Source organism: Polynucleobacter sp. KF022 (assembly GCF_027924105.1).
Lineage (GTDB): Bacteria > Pseudomonadota > Gammaproteobacteria > Burkholderiales > Burkholderiaceae > Polynucleobacter.
In genome coordinates, this window is the sequence record NZ_AP026972.1 from 161,519 (window position 1) to 178,842 (window position 17,324).

General features: G+C 46.3%; 14 protein-coding genes. 13 read left to right on the plus strand and 1 reads right to left on the minus strand.

Annotated elements, in window-relative coordinates:
* The first annotated feature begins 44 nt into the window (after positions 1-44).
* The 10 genes from murD (at position 45) to lpxC (ending at position 11,460) form a co-directional block, all read left to right on the plus strand.
* Positions 45-1,628 (plus strand): UDP-N-acetylmuramoyl-L-alanine--D-glutamate ligase, encoded by a 1,584-nt coding sequence (gene murD, locus PKF022_RS00905; RefSeq protein WP_281777447.1) that lies wholly within the window; start codon positions 45-47, stop codon positions 1,626-1,628.
* Positions 1,625-2,896 carry a putative lipid II flippase FtsW gene (ftsW, locus tag PKF022_RS00910; protein ID WP_281776835.1) on the plus strand — a complete coding sequence of 424 codons (1,272 nt, stop codon included), beginning with the start codon at positions 1,625-1,627 and terminating at the stop codon, positions 2,894-2,896. The genes murD and ftsW overlap by 4 nt, the downstream gene beginning before the upstream one ends.
* Positions 2,893-3,966, plus strand: coding sequence for an undecaprenyldiphospho-muramoylpentapeptide beta-N-acetylglucosaminyltransferase (gene murG, locus PKF022_RS00915; protein ID WP_281776836.1), 1,074 nt, complete (start codon positions 2,893-2,895; stop codon positions 3,964-3,966). The genes ftsW and murG overlap by 4 nt, the downstream gene beginning before the upstream one ends.
* The gene (gene murC, locus PKF022_RS00920; RefSeq protein ID WP_281776837.1) at positions 3,963-5,399 is read left to right on the plus strand and encodes a UDP-N-acetylmuramate--L-alanine ligase; all 1,437 of its coding nucleotides are present in this window, start codon (positions 3,963-3,965) and stop codon (positions 5,397-5,399) included. The genes murG and murC overlap by 4 nt, the downstream gene beginning before the upstream one ends.
* The gene (locus PKF022_RS00925) at positions 5,392-6,405 is read left to right on the plus strand and encodes a D-alanine--D-alanine ligase (RefSeq protein ID WP_281776838.1); all 1,014 of its coding nucleotides are present in this window, start codon (positions 5,392-5,394) and stop codon (positions 6,403-6,405) included. The genes murC and PKF022_RS00925 overlap by 8 nt, the downstream gene beginning before the upstream one ends.
* Positions 6,402-7,259 carry a cell division protein FtsQ/DivIB gene (locus PKF022_RS00930; RefSeq protein WP_281776839.1) on the plus strand — a complete coding sequence of 286 codons (858 nt, stop codon included), beginning with the start codon at positions 6,402-6,404 and terminating at the stop codon, positions 7,257-7,259. The genes PKF022_RS00925 and PKF022_RS00930 overlap by 4 nt, the downstream gene beginning before the upstream one ends.
* A gap of 9 nt (positions 7,260-7,268) precedes the next feature.
* Entirely contained in the window at positions 7,269-8,498 is a 1,230-nt protein-coding gene (gene ftsA, locus PKF022_RS00935) for a cell division protein FtsA (RefSeq protein ID WP_216231188.1), read from the plus strand.
* A gap of 49 nt (positions 8,499-8,547) precedes the next feature.
* A complete protein-coding gene (ftsZ, locus tag PKF022_RS00940) occupies positions 8,548-9,888 on the plus strand; it encodes a cell division protein FtsZ (RefSeq protein WP_281776840.1) in 1,341 nt (446 codons plus the stop codon).
* A gap of 112 nt (positions 9,889-10,000) precedes the next feature.
* Positions 10,001-10,501 (plus strand): peroxiredoxin, encoded by a 501-nt coding sequence (locus tag PKF022_RS00945; protein ID WP_216231190.1) that lies wholly within the window; start codon positions 10,001-10,003, stop codon positions 10,499-10,501.
* 44 nt (positions 10,502-10,545) lie between these two features.
* Complete coding sequence (gene lpxC / locus PKF022_RS00950) at positions 10,546-11,460, plus strand: UDP-3-O-acyl-N-acetylglucosamine deacetylase (protein WP_281776841.1); 915 nt, start codon at positions 10,546-10,548, stop codon at positions 11,458-11,460.
* Positions 11,461-11,483: 23 nt separating this feature from the next.
* Here lpxC and PKF022_RS00955 read toward each other — a convergent pair whose 3' ends face one another.
* The gene (locus tag PKF022_RS00955) at positions 11,484-12,014 is read right to left on the minus strand and encodes a hypothetical protein (protein ID WP_281776842.1); all 531 of its coding nucleotides are present in this window, start codon (positions 12,012-12,014) and stop codon (positions 11,484-11,486) included.
* 24 nt (positions 12,015-12,038) lie between these two features.
* Here PKF022_RS00955 and secA point away from each other — a divergent pair, with 24 nt between their 5' ends.
* The 3 genes from secA (at position 12,039) to PKF022_RS00970 (ending at position 17,315) form a co-directional block, all read left to right on the plus strand.
* The gene (secA, locus tag PKF022_RS00960) at positions 12,039-14,804 is read left to right on the plus strand and encodes a preprotein translocase subunit SecA (protein ID WP_216231192.1); all 2,766 of its coding nucleotides are present in this window, start codon (positions 12,039-12,041) and stop codon (positions 14,802-14,804) included.
* Positions 14,805-14,970: 166 nt separating this feature from the next.
* The gene (locus PKF022_RS00965) at positions 14,971-15,447 is read left to right on the plus strand and encodes a 4Fe-4S dicluster domain-containing protein (protein ID WP_281776843.1); all 477 of its coding nucleotides are present in this window, start codon (positions 14,971-14,973) and stop codon (positions 15,445-15,447) included.
* Between the two features lie 20 nt (positions 15,448-15,467).
* Entirely contained in the window at positions 15,468-17,315 is a 1,848-nt protein-coding gene (locus tag PKF022_RS00970) for an aldehyde ferredoxin oxidoreductase family protein (protein WP_281776844.1), read from the plus strand.
* The last annotated feature ends 9 nt before the right edge of the window (positions 17,316-17,324 follow it).

Consider the following 17,324-nt stretch of genomic DNA (forward strand, 5'->3'; position numbering starts at 1 on the left):
TAAATATGTTGATCTTAGAAAATCCCTTCGCTAATTCAGCTTTCATGACTGATGAAGGCTATCAAGCACCAAGCCGATTCCTCATTTTAGGTTTGGGTGAATCTGGTGTCGCCATGGCTAAGTGGTGCTTGCGAAACGGGGCCGAGGTGCGCCTTGCAGATACTCGTGACCCATCATCATTCAGTGATCGTCAGAATGCTTGGCTAGAAGAACTTCGTATTGCAGGCCTTACAGATATTTGTTTTGGAGCTTTAGTCGACGACTTGCTCAAAGGCGTTGATGTAATTGGTATTAGCCCTGGTTTATCGCCACTACAAGATCCAACTTATTCTTTCTTGGTAAAAGCTGAAGAAGCTGAAATCGACGTTTGGAGCGAAATTGAATTTTTTGCTCGTGCAATTTCAGCTTTAAGCCGTATGGTGCAGGCACAAGAGTCCAGTTATGAGACTGCAGTATTGGCAATCACTGGCACCAATGGCAAAACAACCACTACCGCATTAACAGGGCAACTCTGTGAGCGTGCTGGCAAGAAAGTAGCTGTTGCGGGCAACATCAGTCCAGCCGCGTTAGAAAAGCTCATGAGTTGCTTAGATTTGGCAGATCAAATTGTGGATATGCCAGACGTATGGGTCCTCGAGTTATCTAGCTTTCAGTTGGTCTACACCCACACATTAAATGCTACTGCAGCAACGGTTCTCAATATTACTCAGGACCATTTAGATTGGCACGTAGATATGTCGGCTTATGCAGAAGCCAAGTCAAGAATATTTGGCCCCGATACAGTGTGCATTCTGAATCGCGATGATTCATTGGTGATGGGATTACTTTCTGAAGAGCAGAAAGCGGAGAAGTCTATTGTGACTTTTGGCTCTAATCGTCCAGATGAGCAAGGTGCCTTTGGTATAGAGCATGACTTGCGTGCTGGCGGCATTGATTGGTTAGTCTGGGCTGAAGTTGATGAGGATGTAGAGCCCAAGCCTAAGCGTCGTCGTAAGTCCGCAGTTGTAGAGGATGATGAGCCGTTACGCCTTAAGCGTTTAATTCCGGCTGATGCATTAAGAATTCGTGGTCGACACAATGCGTTAAATGCCTTAGCTGCGCTTGCCTTGGCGCGTGCAGCGAAACTACCGATGAACGTGCTCTTGCATGGTTTACGTGATTATCATGGCGAGCCTCATCGGGTGCAAAGCATAGCGATTGTTCGTGATGTTGAGTATGTGGATGACAGTAAAGGTACTAATGTAGGCGCCACAGTTGCCGCATTAAATGGTTTGGGTAATAACGAATTAGGTAAACGTATTTGGTTAATTGCTGGTGGAGATGGTAAAGGGCAAGATTTCAGCCCACTTCGTGAACCAGCTTTGCGTTTTGTAAAGGGCGCCTTCGTAATTGGCAAAGATGGTGTTGCCATTGGCGAATCATTAGGCGCTGGAATACCCATTACTAATTGCGGTGACTTAGTGACTGCTGTTCAGGCTGCGGCTGCACAGGCAATCTCTGGTGACATAGTGTTGTTATCTCCAGCTTGTGCTAGCTTGGATCAGTTCCGTGACTATAAAGAACGTGCTCAAGTATTTGCCGCAGAAGTCGAAGAGTTGGGAATGCGCTTTGAGGGAGTCCAGGCATGAACTTAAAAGAGAAATTCTTTCCTGAAAACCGTCTTGGATTAAATCGTTTCTGGAATTTTTCTAGGGGCGGAATCGATAACTTCCGTACTGGCTTGCGAGATGCAGTATCTGGCGTAGAGCAAACTCGTTCACGCATGATGGAGTATGACCAGTTGCTTGTTTGGGCAATTTTATCCCTCATGTTGATTGGTCTAGTGATGGTGTATTCAGCTTCTATTACTTTGGCTGATGGACCTAAGTATGCAAACTACAGTAGCAACTTTTTCTTGATCCGCCATATGATTTCTTTGGCGATTGCTATTGGAGTGGGGATTTGGGCTTTCAAGATTCCTACAAAGGTGTGGGATCGCTATTCGCCAGTCATTTTTGGATTTACCGTTTTACTGCTTATCGCGGTACTCATTCCTGGTGTCGGCAAAGGCGTGAATGGAGCTAAGCGTTGGATTCCCCTTGGCTTGATGAACTTTCAGCCTTCCGAGTTAATGAAATTTGCTGCAGTGATCTTTGCGGCAAGCTATACAGTGCAACGTCAAGAGTATCTCCATTCCTTTGTGAAGGGCATGCTACCTATGGGTATTGCAGTTGCCTTGGTTGGTGGCTTGCTGATGGCTGAGCCGGATATGGGTGCATTCGTAGTGGTTGCATTGATTGCATTTGGCATTCTCTTTTTGGGCGGTATCAACGCTAAATTATTCGGTGGTTTGATTGCAGTTGGCTTGATGAGCGGTGCAACGATGATTGCGCTCTCACCATTCCGTCGTGGACGTATGTTGGCATTTATGGATCCATGGCAAGTAGATAACGCAGCCAATAAGGGGTATCAATTAACCCATTCACTCATGGCTTTTGGACGTGGCGAGTGGTTTGGTACAGGTCTTGGCGGTAGCGTAGAAAAATTACATTACTTGCCTGAAGCCCATACCGATTTCATCATGGCAGTGATCGGTGAAGAGCTTGGTTTTGTTGGTGTAGTCGTGATGATCTTCTTGTTCTATTGGATCGTACGTCGCGCATTCTTAATTGGACGCACTGCTTTGCAATTAGATCGCAGCTTCGCAGGACTCGCTGCTAAGGGTGTGGCTATTTGGATTGGTTGGCAGGCCTTTATTAATATGGGTGTGAACCTTGGGCTATTGCCAACTAAAGGTTTGACTTTGCCATTGGTGAGTTATGGCGGTTCTGGCATTTTGATGAATGCTGTTGCAATGGCAATGCTATTGCGCATTGATTTTGAAAATCGCGTGCTGATGCGTGGAGGGAAGCTTTGACAAAACCCTCAATTCTGGTGATGGCTGGTGGAACTGGTGGGCATATCTTCCCAGGCCTAGCTGTCGCTGAATACTTGCGGATTTGTGGTTGGAATGTCTCTTGGTTAGGAAATCAAGCAGGCATGGAGTATCGCCTCGTGAAGTCTTGTGACTTTCCATTTGAGGCAGTTGATTTTGGTGGCTTGCGTGGCAAAGGTTTAAAGACAAAACTCATGTTGCCAATTAATTTGATGCGTGCATGTATTCAGAGTTGGAAAATCATGCGTCGAGTTAAGCCGAACGTTGTTTTAGGTATGGGTGGTTACATTACTTTCCCAGGCGGCTTAGTAACTAAATTATTAAAGCGTCCATTGGTTTTGCATGAGGCAAATTCAGTTGCTGGTAGCGCCAATATTGCGCTAAGCAAAATCGCCATGCGAACTTTGACTGGATTCCCCAATACAATGCCAAATGCAGAATGGGTTGGCAATCCGATTCGTGAAGAATTTGACCATATGCTCGCGCCAGCAGAGCGTTATGAGCAGCGTCAAGGGCCTTTATCTATTTTGGTTGTCGGCGGTAGCTTGGGAGCTGCAGCCTTAAATGAAAATATTCCAGCTGCTTTGGCGTTGATTCCAGTAGAGTCTCGTCCCAAGGTTATTCATCAAGCAGGCGATAGGCATTTGGCGGATCTAGTAAAGCGTTATGCCGATCTGGGTGTCGCAGCAGATATCCGCCCATTTATTGATGACATGCCAGCTGCGTACTCGCAGGCAGATTTAGTGATTTGTCGTTCTGGTGCGATGACTGTTTCTGAAATTGCGGCCTGTGGCGTTGCCTCTTGCCTCATACCTTTTCCATTTGCAATTGATGATCATCAAACTGCCAATGCACAGTTTTTATCTAGTGCAGATGCAGCAGTTTTATTGCCGCAGCCGCTGCTTAATCCACAAGACTTGGCAATGATGATTCAAAACCTGAATCGCACAGGCTTAAAAGAGATGGCATTGCGTGCGCATGCCTTAGCAAAGCCACATGCGACGCAGCGAGTGGCTGAAGTGTGTGCAGACTGTGCAGGAGTGGGCAAATGAAGCATATCGTTCAGCAAATTCACTTCATCGGTATAGGTGGTGCTGGTATGAGCGGCATTGCTGAAGTGCTTCTGAACTTAGGGTACCAAGTTTCAGGATCAGATCTTGCTGAGGGCGCTGTTACTAAGCGCCTGAAGGAATTGGGCGCCGTGATTCATATTGGGCATGACCCTAAAAATATTGGCACTGCTGAGGCAGTAGTCATTTCAACGGCAGTCGCTGGCAATAATCCGGAAGTTTTGGCTGCGCGAGCTGCAAAAATTCCAGTCATTCAGCGTGCTGTGATGTTGGGTGAGTTAATGCGCTTAAAGCAGGGTATTGCGATTGCTGGCACCCATGGAAAAACAACGACCACTAGTTTGGTCGCATCAGTTTTGGCTGAGGGTGGTCTAGATCCTACGTTTGTGATTGGTGGAAAACTCAATTCTGCAAACGCCAATGCGCGTTTAGGGCGCGGAGATTTTATTGTTGTAGAAGCTGATGAATCTGATGCTTCTTTCTTGCAATTATTTCCAGCAATGGAAGTCGTCACCAATATCGATGCAGATCATATGGATACCTATCAGCACGATATGGCTCGCTTAAAGCAAGCATTTGTGCAGTTTATTCAGCGTATGCCGTTTTATGGTGTGGCAGTGCTTTGTATTGATGATGCAAATGTGCGCGACATCATTCCATTTGTATCCCAGCCGATATTGCGCTACGGCCTATCTGAGGATGCCGATATCCGCGCAAGTAATGTGCGCGCAGATGGCACACAGATGCATTTCACAGTTGATCGTCGCACGGTACGTAGACATGGCAATAAGCCTGGTCCACTCAATGTCACGCTGAACTTGCCTGGATTACACAACGTGCGTAATGCCTTGGCTGCAATTGGTATCGCTACAGAGCTGGGTGTGGGGGATGAAGCAATCACGAAAGCGCTTTCTGAATTTAGCGGGGTTGGTCGTCGCTTCCAGCGTTATGGAGAGATTCCATTAGCTTCTGGCGGCAGCTTTACTTTGATTGATGATTACGGTCATCACCCAGTAGAGATGGCAGCAACCTTAGCTGCCGCACGCGGCGCTTATCCAGATCGCCGTTTGGTTCTGGCGTTCCAGCCACATCGCTTTACTAGAACACGTGATTGTTTTGGTGAATTTGTACAAGTCCTTAGAAGCTTTGATGCTTTGGTGTTGACTGATGTCTATCCAGCTGGTGAGGCAAAAATTCCGGGGGCAGATGGTAAGAGCTTGATGAAAGCCGCTATTGCTGAAGATAAGAATTCAAAAGCATTATTAAATTCAAGCGCTGTTGCTTACGCTGCAAGCATTGCTGAGATGCCAGAAAAATTGAGTCAAGTTTTAAAAGATGGGGATGTTTTAATTACGATGGGTGCAGGATCAATTTCTGCTTTGCCGCATACGTTAGCGGAGGCAAAGCATGTCTAAGGTAGTTGCTAACTTGAGTTCTTGGGGTGATCGCGTTAAGTCGACCCTGGCTAGTTTGGATATCAAGTCTTTCGGCCGCGTGGGTGTATTGTTTGGTGGTAAATCTGGCGAGAGAGAAATCTCACTGATGTCAGGCAATGGTGTGCTGGAAGCCTTGCGTTCTAAAGGTGTGGATGCCCATGCCTTTGATACCGGTTTGCGTTGCCCCACTGAACTAGCTAAAGAAAAATTTGATCGTATTTTCATTTCGCTACACGGTCGCTTTGGTGAGGATGGCACGATTCAAGGCCTGCTTGAATTACTGGGTCTGCCCTATACCGGAAGTGGCGTTTTAGCCTCTGCTTTAGCAATAGACAAGATCGTTACTAAGCAAGTCTGGATTAGTAATGGACTCGCAACTCCTGAGTATGAAGAATTAACTGCAACAAGCGATTGGAATGCGGTTGTTCAGCACTTAGGTTTGCCATTAATTGTGAAGCCCGCACATGAAGGCTCTTCTTTGGGCTTAACCAAGGTGAAATCAGTAGAGGAGCTACCAGCTGCCTACAAACTTGCGGCCGGGTTGGATAAAAAAGTGATTGCAGAGACCTGTATCGTTGGCGATGAATTAACTTGCCCATTGGTTGGTTACGGTAAAACGGCTGAAGCATTGCCTGTGATCAAAATTATTCCCCCGCAAGCAAATTACGATTTCCACAATAAGTATTTCTCTGATGAAACTCAGTACCTATGCCCAACAGGACTTGCGCCAGAGGTGAATGCAGCCGTGCAGGAATTAGCCTTGGCGGCTTACAAGGCTTTGGGTTGCCGGACTTGGGGCCGCGCTGATGTGATGCTAGAGCAAAAAACTGGCAAACCTTATTTGCTGGAAATGAATACCTCTCCAGGCATGACCTCTCATTCATTGGTGCCAATGGCTGCTAAGGCCGCAGGTATTGAGTATGCGGATTTGGTACTTTGGTTACTGAGTCAAACGCTGCAGCAAAAAGAGGGCGCTCTTGCATGAGTAACTTCATGGACCGCTTCGGTGAAATTTTCTCCATGTTGATGGCCCCGCTCTGGAATCATTCAGATCGCATGGAAAAGCTGAGTCGTTTCTTGATTCGTTGCTTTGTAGTGATGCTCGTCATAGGCATTTTGGTATGGCTTAGTCAGCGTCCAGTGTTTGCCTTAAAGCAAATTCAAATTGAGCCGGTTGCAGGGCAAACACTCAAGCATATTAAGAAACCTATTGTGAAACAACAGGTCTTAGAAACGGTTCAGGGTAATTTCTTTAGTGTTCGCCTTGAGGATGTAAAGCGTGGATTTGAAAGCATGCCTTGGGTACGACACGCGAATGTCCGTCGGGTTTGGCCAAATGGATTAGTGGTGAGTATCGAAGAACAAAAGCCCTTTGGTACATGGGGTGGCGCTGAAAGCCACACTTTGATGAATACACACGGCGAGCTGTTTGCTGGACGCGTCTCTGAGATAGGTGACGAAATCCGTTTGGTAGATTTCTCTGGTCCCCCAGATTCCGGTAAAGAGGTGATGAGTCTTTATGAAAAAGCGAATAACTGGTTTAAGCCATGGGGTGCAGAAGTTACCAGCCTTGCTCTCACAGAGCGTTATGCATGGCACGTCAGGCTATCTAACGGTATGAAGGTTGAGTTTGGGCGTGATGAAGAAAGCTCCGATAAAAATTTGACCGAAGAGCGTGTGGCACGATTGTTTAAATATTGGCCCCAAGTACAGGAAAAGTGGGCAAATCGAATTGATGCAATTGATTTGCGATATGCGAATGGTTTTGCAGTTCATCTTGCCTCTGCAAGTTTGAAAAAGAGTGATGTAGATGGCAAAAAAAGCGAGATGAAGCAATGAGGAATGGTGATGAGTAAAGACAATCGCGATGTTTTGGTTGGGTTAGATATTGGTACATCTAAGGTCGTCGCCTTAGTTGCTGAACTGTCTCCTGATGGTCAATTTAATGTAGTCGGTGTTGGTCAAACTGCATCTAAGGGGCTCAAGAAGGGTGTTGTAGTCAATATTGAGGCGACTGTTCAATCGATTCAAAAAGCGCTTGAAGAAGCCGAAGTCATGGCGGATCGTCAGATTGTTCAAGTGTTTACGGGTATTGCCGGTAACCATATTGTGAGTTTTAACTCGAGCGGCATGGTTGCGATACGCGATAAAGAGGTTGGTGCTGGTGATGTGGAGCGCGTACTCGAGACTGCCAAAGCAATCAATATTCCAACGGATCAGCAAATTTTGCACATCCTCGTTCAAGAATTCATTATTGACGGACAGGAAGACGTGCGTGAGCCAATTGGTATGAGCGGTCTTCGTTTGGAGGTGAAGGTTCATATCGTTACTGGCGCTGTGAGTGCTGCACAAAATATTGTGAAGTGCGTACGTCGTTGTGGACTTGAAGTGAATGACTTAATTCTGCAGCCATTAGCCTCCAGTTTGGCGGTCTTAACTGAGGATGAGAAAGAGCTTGGCGTGGTCTTGGTAGATATTGGTGGTGGAACCACTGATATTGCAATTTATTGTCAAGGATCAATTCGCCATACTGCAGTGATTCCAATTGCAGGTGATCAAATTACCAATGACATAGCAATGGCATTACGTACGCCAACGATTGATGCTGAAGATTTGAAGATTGCGCATGGCATTGCTCGTCAAGATATGGCTGATCCTACTGCGATGATTGACGTTCCAGGAGTGGGTGATCGTGAGCCACGCCCGATGTCTAAACAAGCTTTGGCAGCAGTAATTGAACCGCGTGTTGAAGAGCTATTTACGCTCGTGCGCGGCGTAGTTCGTGACTCCGGTTACGAAGATATGGTTTCTTCCGGAATTGTTTTAACTGGGGGTACAGCACTGATGCCTGGCATGGTGGAATTAGCTGAGCAAGTCTTTTTAAGACCGGCTCGCATAGGTACTCCGGAATACCGTGGTCATTTACATGAAGTTTTACGTAGTCCCAGATATGCCACCAGCATTGGTTTGCTGATGGAAGGTCAAGCGCAGTTGTTGCGTGGCCGCCGTGTTTCTCAATCAGGCGCACTACAGGGAGTGATCTCGCGCATGAAGGAATGGTTCGCAGGAAATTTTTAAGTTTTTTTCGTCGTCGTCAATGTAGTACGTTTTTTACCTAGGAGGGTATATGGAATTTGAAATGTTAGATCAAGAAACAGCTGGCAAGACCATTATTAAAGTGGTTGGAGTTGGTGGCGCTGGTGGTAATGCTGTCCAGCACATGATCCGTCGTGGTGTTAACGGCGTAGAGTTCATTTGCATGAACACCGATGCTGGCGCTTTACAGCGCTCTGAGGCATCTGTGAATTTGCAACTGGGCTCTAGCGGATTGGGTGCAGGGGCTAAACCAGAAATCGGTGCAGCATCTGCTGAAGAGGCGCGAGCTCGTATTGCCGATACCTTGCAAGGCGCGCATATGGTGTTCATTACTGCTGGTATGGGTGGCGGCACTGGAACTGGTGCAGCTCCGATTGTTGCTCAAGTGGCAAAAGAAATGGGCATTCTCACTGTTGGCGTGATTAGTAAGCCATTTGATTTCGAGGGTGTAAAGCGCTTGAAAGTTGCTGAAAACGGCGCTACAGAACTTGAGTCATATGTAGACTCACTTATCGTTGTACTCAATGAAAAACTCTTTGAAGTAATGGGAGAAGATGCTGAGTTCGATAAAGCATTTGCTTGTGCTGATGACGTCTTGCATAACGCGGTTTCTGGCATTGCAGAAATTATTAATGTTCAAGGTTTGATCAACGTTGACTTTGAAGACGTTAAGACTGTGATGGGTGAGCAAGGTAAAGCCATGATGGGAACTGCCACTGTTTCTGGTATGGATCGTGCACGCTTGGCTGCTGAAGCTGCGGTGGCATCACCATTGCTCGAAGGTGTTGATCTATCTGGTGCACGCGGTGTATTGGTCAACATTACTGCTAGCCGTTCATTGAAGTTGTCTGAGACTCGTGAAGTAATGGCTGCGATTCGCGGCTACGCTGCAGATGACGCAACAGTTATCTTCGGTACTGTATACGACGAGAGCTTAGGCGACGCCTTACGTGTGACTGTAGTTGCTACTGGTTTGAATAATCCTCAAGCTCGTAAAAATAACCAGCCAGAAGTAGTTTGGAGGCAGGCTACTGGTACACACGATGCAATGCCAACAATGGCAGATCTCAATAGTTTTGCGCCTGCAAGCCCATCCGCTGCAATGAGCAAAGTAAGCATGGACTCTGCTTTGGGAACTAGCGCAGGTTTGGCTTTGACTGGTGCTGGTAGTGCTCCAGCAATGGCAGCTCAGCCAGCAACTTCTGGAGTTGATTACAGCCAATATGATTTGCCACGTGTTTTTCGTAGCTCTCGTGAAGCGACTCCTGCGCCTACATTAGGTGCAGATAGTTCTCCACAGGCCAAATCCATGTTGGACAAAGGGGCTGATTACTATGAAATCCCAGCCTTTTTGCGTAAGCAAGCAGATTAATTGACTGCTTAATAAAATAGGTAATTGCAAAATGCCAGCGCGGCGCCCCTCCGGACGACGAATCCCGCGCTTGCGTTGGCATGCTTACTAACAATTATTTATTGGAGATGTCATGATTGCTGTTGGACAAAAATTACCAAACGCTACTCTTTATGAATTTATGAATGAAGAGACTGAAGGCTGCTCCTTGGGGCCAAATGCCTTTGAAGTTGAGAAGTTGGTAGCAGGAAAAAAGATTGTTATCTTTGCATTGCCTGGTGCATTTACACCTACTTGTTCTGCAAAACACGTACCTGGTTATGTCGAGCATTGTGATGCGATTAAAGCAAAGGGTGTTGACGAGATTTGGTGTATCTCTGTGAATGACCCATTTGTGATGGGTGCATGGGGTCGTGATCAGAAGGTGGGCAAAAAGATTCGCATGTTGGGCGATGGTAGCGCTGAGTTCACTAAAAAACTTGGTTTAGAGTTAGATTTAACAGCTCGCGGATTGGGCGTGCGCTCTGATCGCTATGCAATGATTATTGAAGATGGTGTTGTAAAGTCACTGGATCGTGAAGCGCCAGGTAAGTTTGAAGTAAGTGACGCCGCTTCTATTTTGAAAAAGCTGTAATTAGAATTTCTTAACAAATATCCCCTGAATTTAAATAGCTAAATATGATGAAGCAACGCACTATCGCAACTCCGGTGAAAACCGTGGGGATTGGCTTGCATTCTGGTCGTAAGGTCACGATTTCTATTAAACCTGCGCCGGTAAATTCAGGGGTTCAGTTTGTTAGGGTAGATACACCTGAGCAGTCTGTTGTTCCCGCAACCGCTTTAGCAGTATGTGATACCAGGCTGGCCTCTGTGATCCAGAAAGATGGCATACGCGTCTCTACGGTTGAGCATTTGTTATCAGCCTGCGCTGGACTCGGTCTTGATAATTTATTCATTGAGCTCGATGGTGAGGAAGTGCCTATCATGGATGGTAGCGCTGCCTCTTTTTTATTTTTAATTGAATCAGCAGGTATTGCTGAACAAGAGGCACCGCGCCAATTTGTCGTTATTAAAAAACCGGTAGAGGTTCGTGAAGGCGACAAGCTTGCACGTCTAGAACCATTCTTTGGATTTAAGTTAGATTTCACGATTGACTTCAAGCATCCTGCTGTAGATAAAACAGGTCAACGTTTTGTAGTGGATTTTGCAGAACATGCTTATCGCAGCGAAATTGGTCGTGCACGTACTTTTGGATTTGCTCACGAAGTTGAGGCGCTACGTGAGATGGGTTTAGCGCGTGGAGGCAGTTTAGATAACGCAATAGTTTTGGATGAGCATCGAATTTTAAATAACGAAGAACTTCGTTATGAAGATGAATTTGTGCGTCACAAAATCTTGGATGCGATTGGTGATCTCTATCTCATAGGGCATCCGATTGTGGGGGCTTATGTTGCTGAGAAATCAGGCCACGCTCTCAATAATGCGCTTTTACGTAAGCTTCTGGAAGATCCAAGCTCTTATGAAATCAGCTCTTTTGCTGAAAATAAGGCGCCTGGTGCCTATTCTCAAGCAAGTCAGCCACTCTTTTTCTAAGAGATCTGAGACAGTCTTTTAAGTTATTTCGACTTGTTTTTAAGGAGCTTCTCGATAGCTGAGCGCAAGCTTGACTCTGGCTCTAGTCTTTCTAAAAGTGACTCCCAGGATTTCCTGGCTACATCATTTAACCCCTTTGGCTTTTCACGTTGAGCATCAGGGCGAGGTTTTACTTCCCAGGCTGGTGGTGCAGGCTTAACCCGTACCATGATTGCCTTGCAAGAGACCCCTTTTTTCTCTAACTCTTTGATTAAGCTAGGTAAAATCTGCTGAAGGCGACTGGCAATACTGGCGCTATTAACCAGCAAAAAAAGCTCTTCTTGGGGGCCGGAACGCCACCCCGCATCAATTTTGGGGCTGAAATGCCCTAAATCCAGAGCTTTCAGGGCGGCGTGGATATTCGCCTTGAGCTTGGCTAGGTCTTCCGTTTTGGCCAAAATACTCCCAAGACCATTGGATTCTCGTAGGTAATCCATCCAGTCATGAGCTGTGTGCTTGCGGGAGGATTTAGGGGTGAAGTTCATAAAAAATGGGGTTGCGGGTGATAAACTCAAGGACTTAATTTTCTTCAATATCCCATGGTAATCGGTCTTCTTAAAACCCTGGTCGGCAGTCGTAACGACCGCCTCTTAAAACAGTATCGCAAAGTCGTTGCCAAGGTCGGCGCTTTTGAAGCGAGCCTGCAATCTTTGGATGATGCTGCACTTGCTGCAAAGACTGCAGAATTCAAGTCACGCCTTGCATCTGGCGAATCATTGGACGACATTGCAGCGGAAGCTTTTGCGGTAGTCCGTGAAGCAAGCGTTCGCGTGATGAAGATGCGTCACTTCGATGCTCAGATTTTGGGTGGCTTAGCCTTGCATCAGGGCAAGATTGCCGAGATGGGCACGGGCGAAGGAAAAACATTAACTGCGACCCTTCCAGTTTACTTAAATGCACTAACTGGTAAGGGCGTCCACGTTGTAACTGTGAATGATTATTTAGCACAGCGTGATGCTGAATGGATGTCTAAGCTCTACAACTTCTTAGGTATGAAAGTGGGTGTCAATCTATCTCAGATGGATCACACCACTAAGCAAGAAGCTTATGCGGCAGACATTACTTACGGCACAAATAATGAGTTTGGCTTTGACTACTTGCGTGACAACATGGTTCAAGATTTGGGTCAGCGAGTACAGCGTGGCTTAGCATACGCAATTGTTGACGAAGTTGACTCCATTTTGATTGATGAGGCTCGTACCCCATTAATTATTTCTGGCCAGGCAGAAGATCATACCGATCTGTATATCAAGATCAATGCACTGCCATCTTATTTAGAGCGTCAGATTGGTGAAGAGAAGGCTGACGGCACTGGTGTTGAGAAGCCGGGTGACTACTGGGTAGACGAGAAGTCTCAACAGGTTTATCTGACAGAGCAAGGTCATGATAAGGCTGAGGCTGTATTGGTTCAGTTAGGTGCGCTAAATGATGGCGACTCCCTATACGCGCCACAAAATATTACTTTGATGCATCACGTGTATGCAGCCTTGCGCGCACACTCTTTGTATCACCGCGACCAACATTATGTTGTTCAAAATAATGAAGTAATCATTGTTGATGAATTTACTGGCCGTTTGATGCAAGGTCGTCGTTGGTCTGATGGATTGCATCAAGCTGTGGAAGCTAAAGAAGGCGTGCAGATTCAAAATGAGAATCAAACTTTAGCTACGATCACTTTCCAAAATTATTTCCGCATGTATGGCAAGTTGGCTGGTATGACTGGTACCGCTGACACAGAGGCTTATGAGTTTAAGGAAATTTACAACCTAGAAACAGTTGTCATTCCTCCAAACCGTATTAGCCAAAGAAAAGATAAGCAAGATCAGATCTACAAGTCCTCTAGCGAACGCTATGATGCGGTGATTAAAGATATTCAAGACTGTTATGAGCGTGGGCAGCCAGTATTGGTGGGTACTACCTCGATTGAAAACTCCGAGTTGATCGCAAAGCTACTTGATCAGCGTAAGTTGCCGCACCAAGTTTTGAATGCTAAACAGCATGCTCGTGAAGCAGAAATTATTGCCCAAGCAGGCCGTCCAAAAATGATCACGATTGCTACCAATATGGCAGGTCGTGGTACTGACATTGTGTTGGGCGGTAATGTGGGCAAGCAGTCTTCATTGATTGAGGCTGATAGCGCTCTTTCTGAAGCTGAAAAAGCAGCCAAGATTAAGCAATTGCAAGATGAATGGCAAAGTATTCATGACCAGGTTCTTGCATCAGGTGGATTGCATATCATCGGCACTGAGCGCCATGAGAGCCGCCGTATTGATAATCAGTTAAGAGGTCGTTCCGGTCGCCAAGGTGATCCTGGCTCTTCCCGTTTCTATCTTTCATTAGATGATGCACTTCTTCGTATTTTTGCGGGCGATCGTCTGCGCGCCGTGATGGATCGACTGAAGATGCCGGATGGCGAGCCGATTGAAGCAGGCATGGTGACTCGTTCTATTGAGTCAGCTCAGCGCAAAGTTGAAGGCCGTAACTTTGATATTCGTAAGCAGTTGCTCGAGTATGACAACGTTGCCAATGATCAGCGCAAAGAAACTTACCGCCTCAGAAATGAAGTGCTTGAGAGTGATGATATTGGCGACTTAATTGCTAATTTACGTGAAGATGTATTGCGTTCAGTATGCTCACTTTACGTACCTCATGAGTCCATGGAAGAGCAATGGGATCTCACTGGCTTGGAAAATGTTTTGGCCAGCGAGTGGGGCCTGACTGTTGACTTGAAGAATTGGGTTGAGGGCGCCGATACCGTAGATGATTCTGAAATCGTTGAGCGTGTATTGCAGGCTGCTAAAGACGCATACGATTCAAAAGTAAATCTCTCTGGTCGCGAATCCTTTGCCGGTTTTGAGCGCTCAGTGCTTTTATACAGCCTCGATAGCCACTGGCGCGAGCACTTAGCTGCCTTGGATCATTTGCGTCAAGGCATTCATTTGCGTGGTTACGCTCAAAAGGATCCTAAGCAAGAATATCGCCGTGAAGCATTCGAGTTGTACGGTGAATTACTTAATGTCATTAAGAATGATGTTGTGAAGAACATCATGACAGTCCAGATTCGAAGTGCAAGCGAGCTAGATCAAGCTTCTGAATCAATGAATGACGACTTAGCAAGACTATCCGACGTTCAATACCAGCATGCCGATCCAGATAAAGAGGTAGCAGGCTCAACAGGTGATCGTGGTGCTGCAATTGATATTCAGCCAGCGCCACTTCGAGTAGGGCCAAAGGTAGGGCGTAATGATCCCTGCACCTGCGGTAGTGGTAAGAAATACAAAAACTGCTGCGGCGCACTAGCTTAACTAATAAGGGTTTTAAAAAGTGTTATCCAAGGGGGCTTAAAGCCCCCTTTCTTTTATCTACAAGCTTTTACCTTCAGGGCTTTCCCTAGCTATCTAGGAGTGCTAATTTCGATGATTATTGGTTCTAATATGCAACAAATTGCATTTATTGCTAAAAGGAATCGACATGCAAAAGTCACTGCTTATTAACGCAGACAAATGTACTGGGTGTCTTCAATGCGAGATGGCCTGCAGTTATGAGAATTACGGAGTGTTTAATACCTCCAAATCTCGTATCAAGGTATTTGAGTTTCACCTGACCGGCAAAAAAGTCCCCTATACCTGTACGCAATGCTCGGAGGCTTGGTGTTTGCAGGCTTGTCCTGTAGACGCCATTCGAGTGGACTTGGTTACTGGCGCCAAAGTAGTTTCAGAAGATACTTGTGTGGGTTGCAAGGTTTGCACAATTTCTTGCCCTTTTGGCACTATCAACTATGTGCAAGATACCGGTAAAGTTCAAAAGTGCGATTTATGCGGTGGTGATCCTGCGTGCGCCACAGCATGTCCAACCCAAGCTATTACATACGTGGATGCAGATTGGACTGGTTTAGACAAAATGCGTGAATGGGCCGATAAGCTCGGCAATCAAGATAACGCTAACTAAAAAAGTATAGGAAAAATATCATGTCATGGGCTGGAAAACTACTCCGCGTTAACTTAAGCAAGGGCACTTGCCAATCTGAACCGCTCAATATGAAGTGGGCTAAAGAATATTTAGGCTCTCGTGGTTTAGCTTCTAAATATTTAGTGGAGGAGTTGGATCCAAAAACTGACCCCCTTTCTGTAGATAACAAAATTATTTGGGCAACAGGCCCTTTGACAGGAACGATGGCATCCACTGGCGGTCGTTACACCGTGGTTACTAAAGGTCCTTTAACAGGAGCTATAGCCTGTTCAAACTCTGGTGGTTATTGGGGTGCTGAGCTCAAGATGGCTGGGTGGGACATGGTGATATTTGAGGGCAAGTCCCCTAAGCCCGTGTACCTCTTCATTGAAAATGACAACGCCAAATTAATAGAAGCTTCTGATCTTTGGGGTAAGACAGTTTGGGAAACTGAGCCGGCGATTAAAGCGAAGCATCAAGATCCGCAAATTAGAGTCTCTTGCATTGGACGTGCTGGTGAGAATCAAGTTCTTTACGCTGCAGTTGTAAATGATCTGCATCGCGCTGCTGGGCGCTCTGGCGTTGGCGCGGTGATGGGCAGCAAAAATCTTAAGGCTATTGCTGTTAGAGGTACTAAGGGGGTTGGCAATCTAAAAGATCCAAAAGGCTTTATGGCAGCAACCGCTGCTGCAAAAGCAGTGCTGGCTGGTAATGCTGTTACTGGACAGGGCCTACCAACATATGGCACCCAAGTGTTGATGAACGTCATCAATGAAATTGGAGGTCTGCCAACGCGTAATCATCAAGATGTGCAGTTCGATGGGGCTAAGGATATTTCTGCTGAAGCTATGGCTACTCCACGACCCTCGGATGGCAAAGCACACCTAGTTACTAATCAAGCTTGTTTTGGATGCACGATTGCCTGTGGACGAATTTCAAAGATTGATGAAACCCACTTTACAGTTGAAAACAAGCCGCAGTATTTTGGAGCGAGCGGTGGATTGGAGTATGAGGCAGCTTGGGCGCTAGGTGCAGCCAATGGCGTGAATGATCTCGAAGCATTGCAGTATGCCAATATGCTCTGTAATGAAGATGGCTTTGACCCGATCTCCTTTGGGGCTACCGTAGGTGCTGTCATGGAACTCTATGAGATGGGTGTTCTGACAAAAGAGCAGTTAGGGATTGAGGCGCCGTTTGGTTCAGCAAAAGCTTTAAGTTATTTTGCAGAAATTACTGCTAATGGAACAGGCTTTGGTAAAGAGCTTGGTCAGGGATCCGCACGCCTCACCAAAAAATATGGCCATCCAGATTTGTCTATGAGTGTGAAGGGTCAAGAGTTTCCTGCTTATGACGGTCGCGTTATTCAGGGGATTGGTTTAGCCTATGCCACATCAAATCGTGGTGCTTGCCATTTGCGTGGATACACCATTGCTTCTGAAGTACTAGGTATTCCAGTTAAAACAGAGCCGGCTGATACTCAGGGCAAACCTGAGCTAGTGAAGGCTTTCCAGGATGCTACTGCAGCATTTGATGCCGCTGGTATTTGTATTTTTACCAGCTTTGCATGGACCTTGGCTGATGTGGCTCCACAACTACAGGCTGCATGCGGTGATGAATTCACGGTTGAGAATTTAACTACGATCGGTGAGCGTATCTGGAATATGGAGCGTGACTTTAATAATCGTGCTGGTTTTACAAACAAGGACGATAAATTGCCTAAACGTTTGATGGAAGAGGCTGCTAAAACTGGCCCAGGCAAGGGCGTAGTCAGTGGTCTAGATAAGATGCTTCCCGAGTATTACCAAGTTCGTGGTTGGGATGCTGAAGGTCGTCCAAGTGCTGAAACATTGAAGCGTCTAGGTCTTTGAGCTTGCATC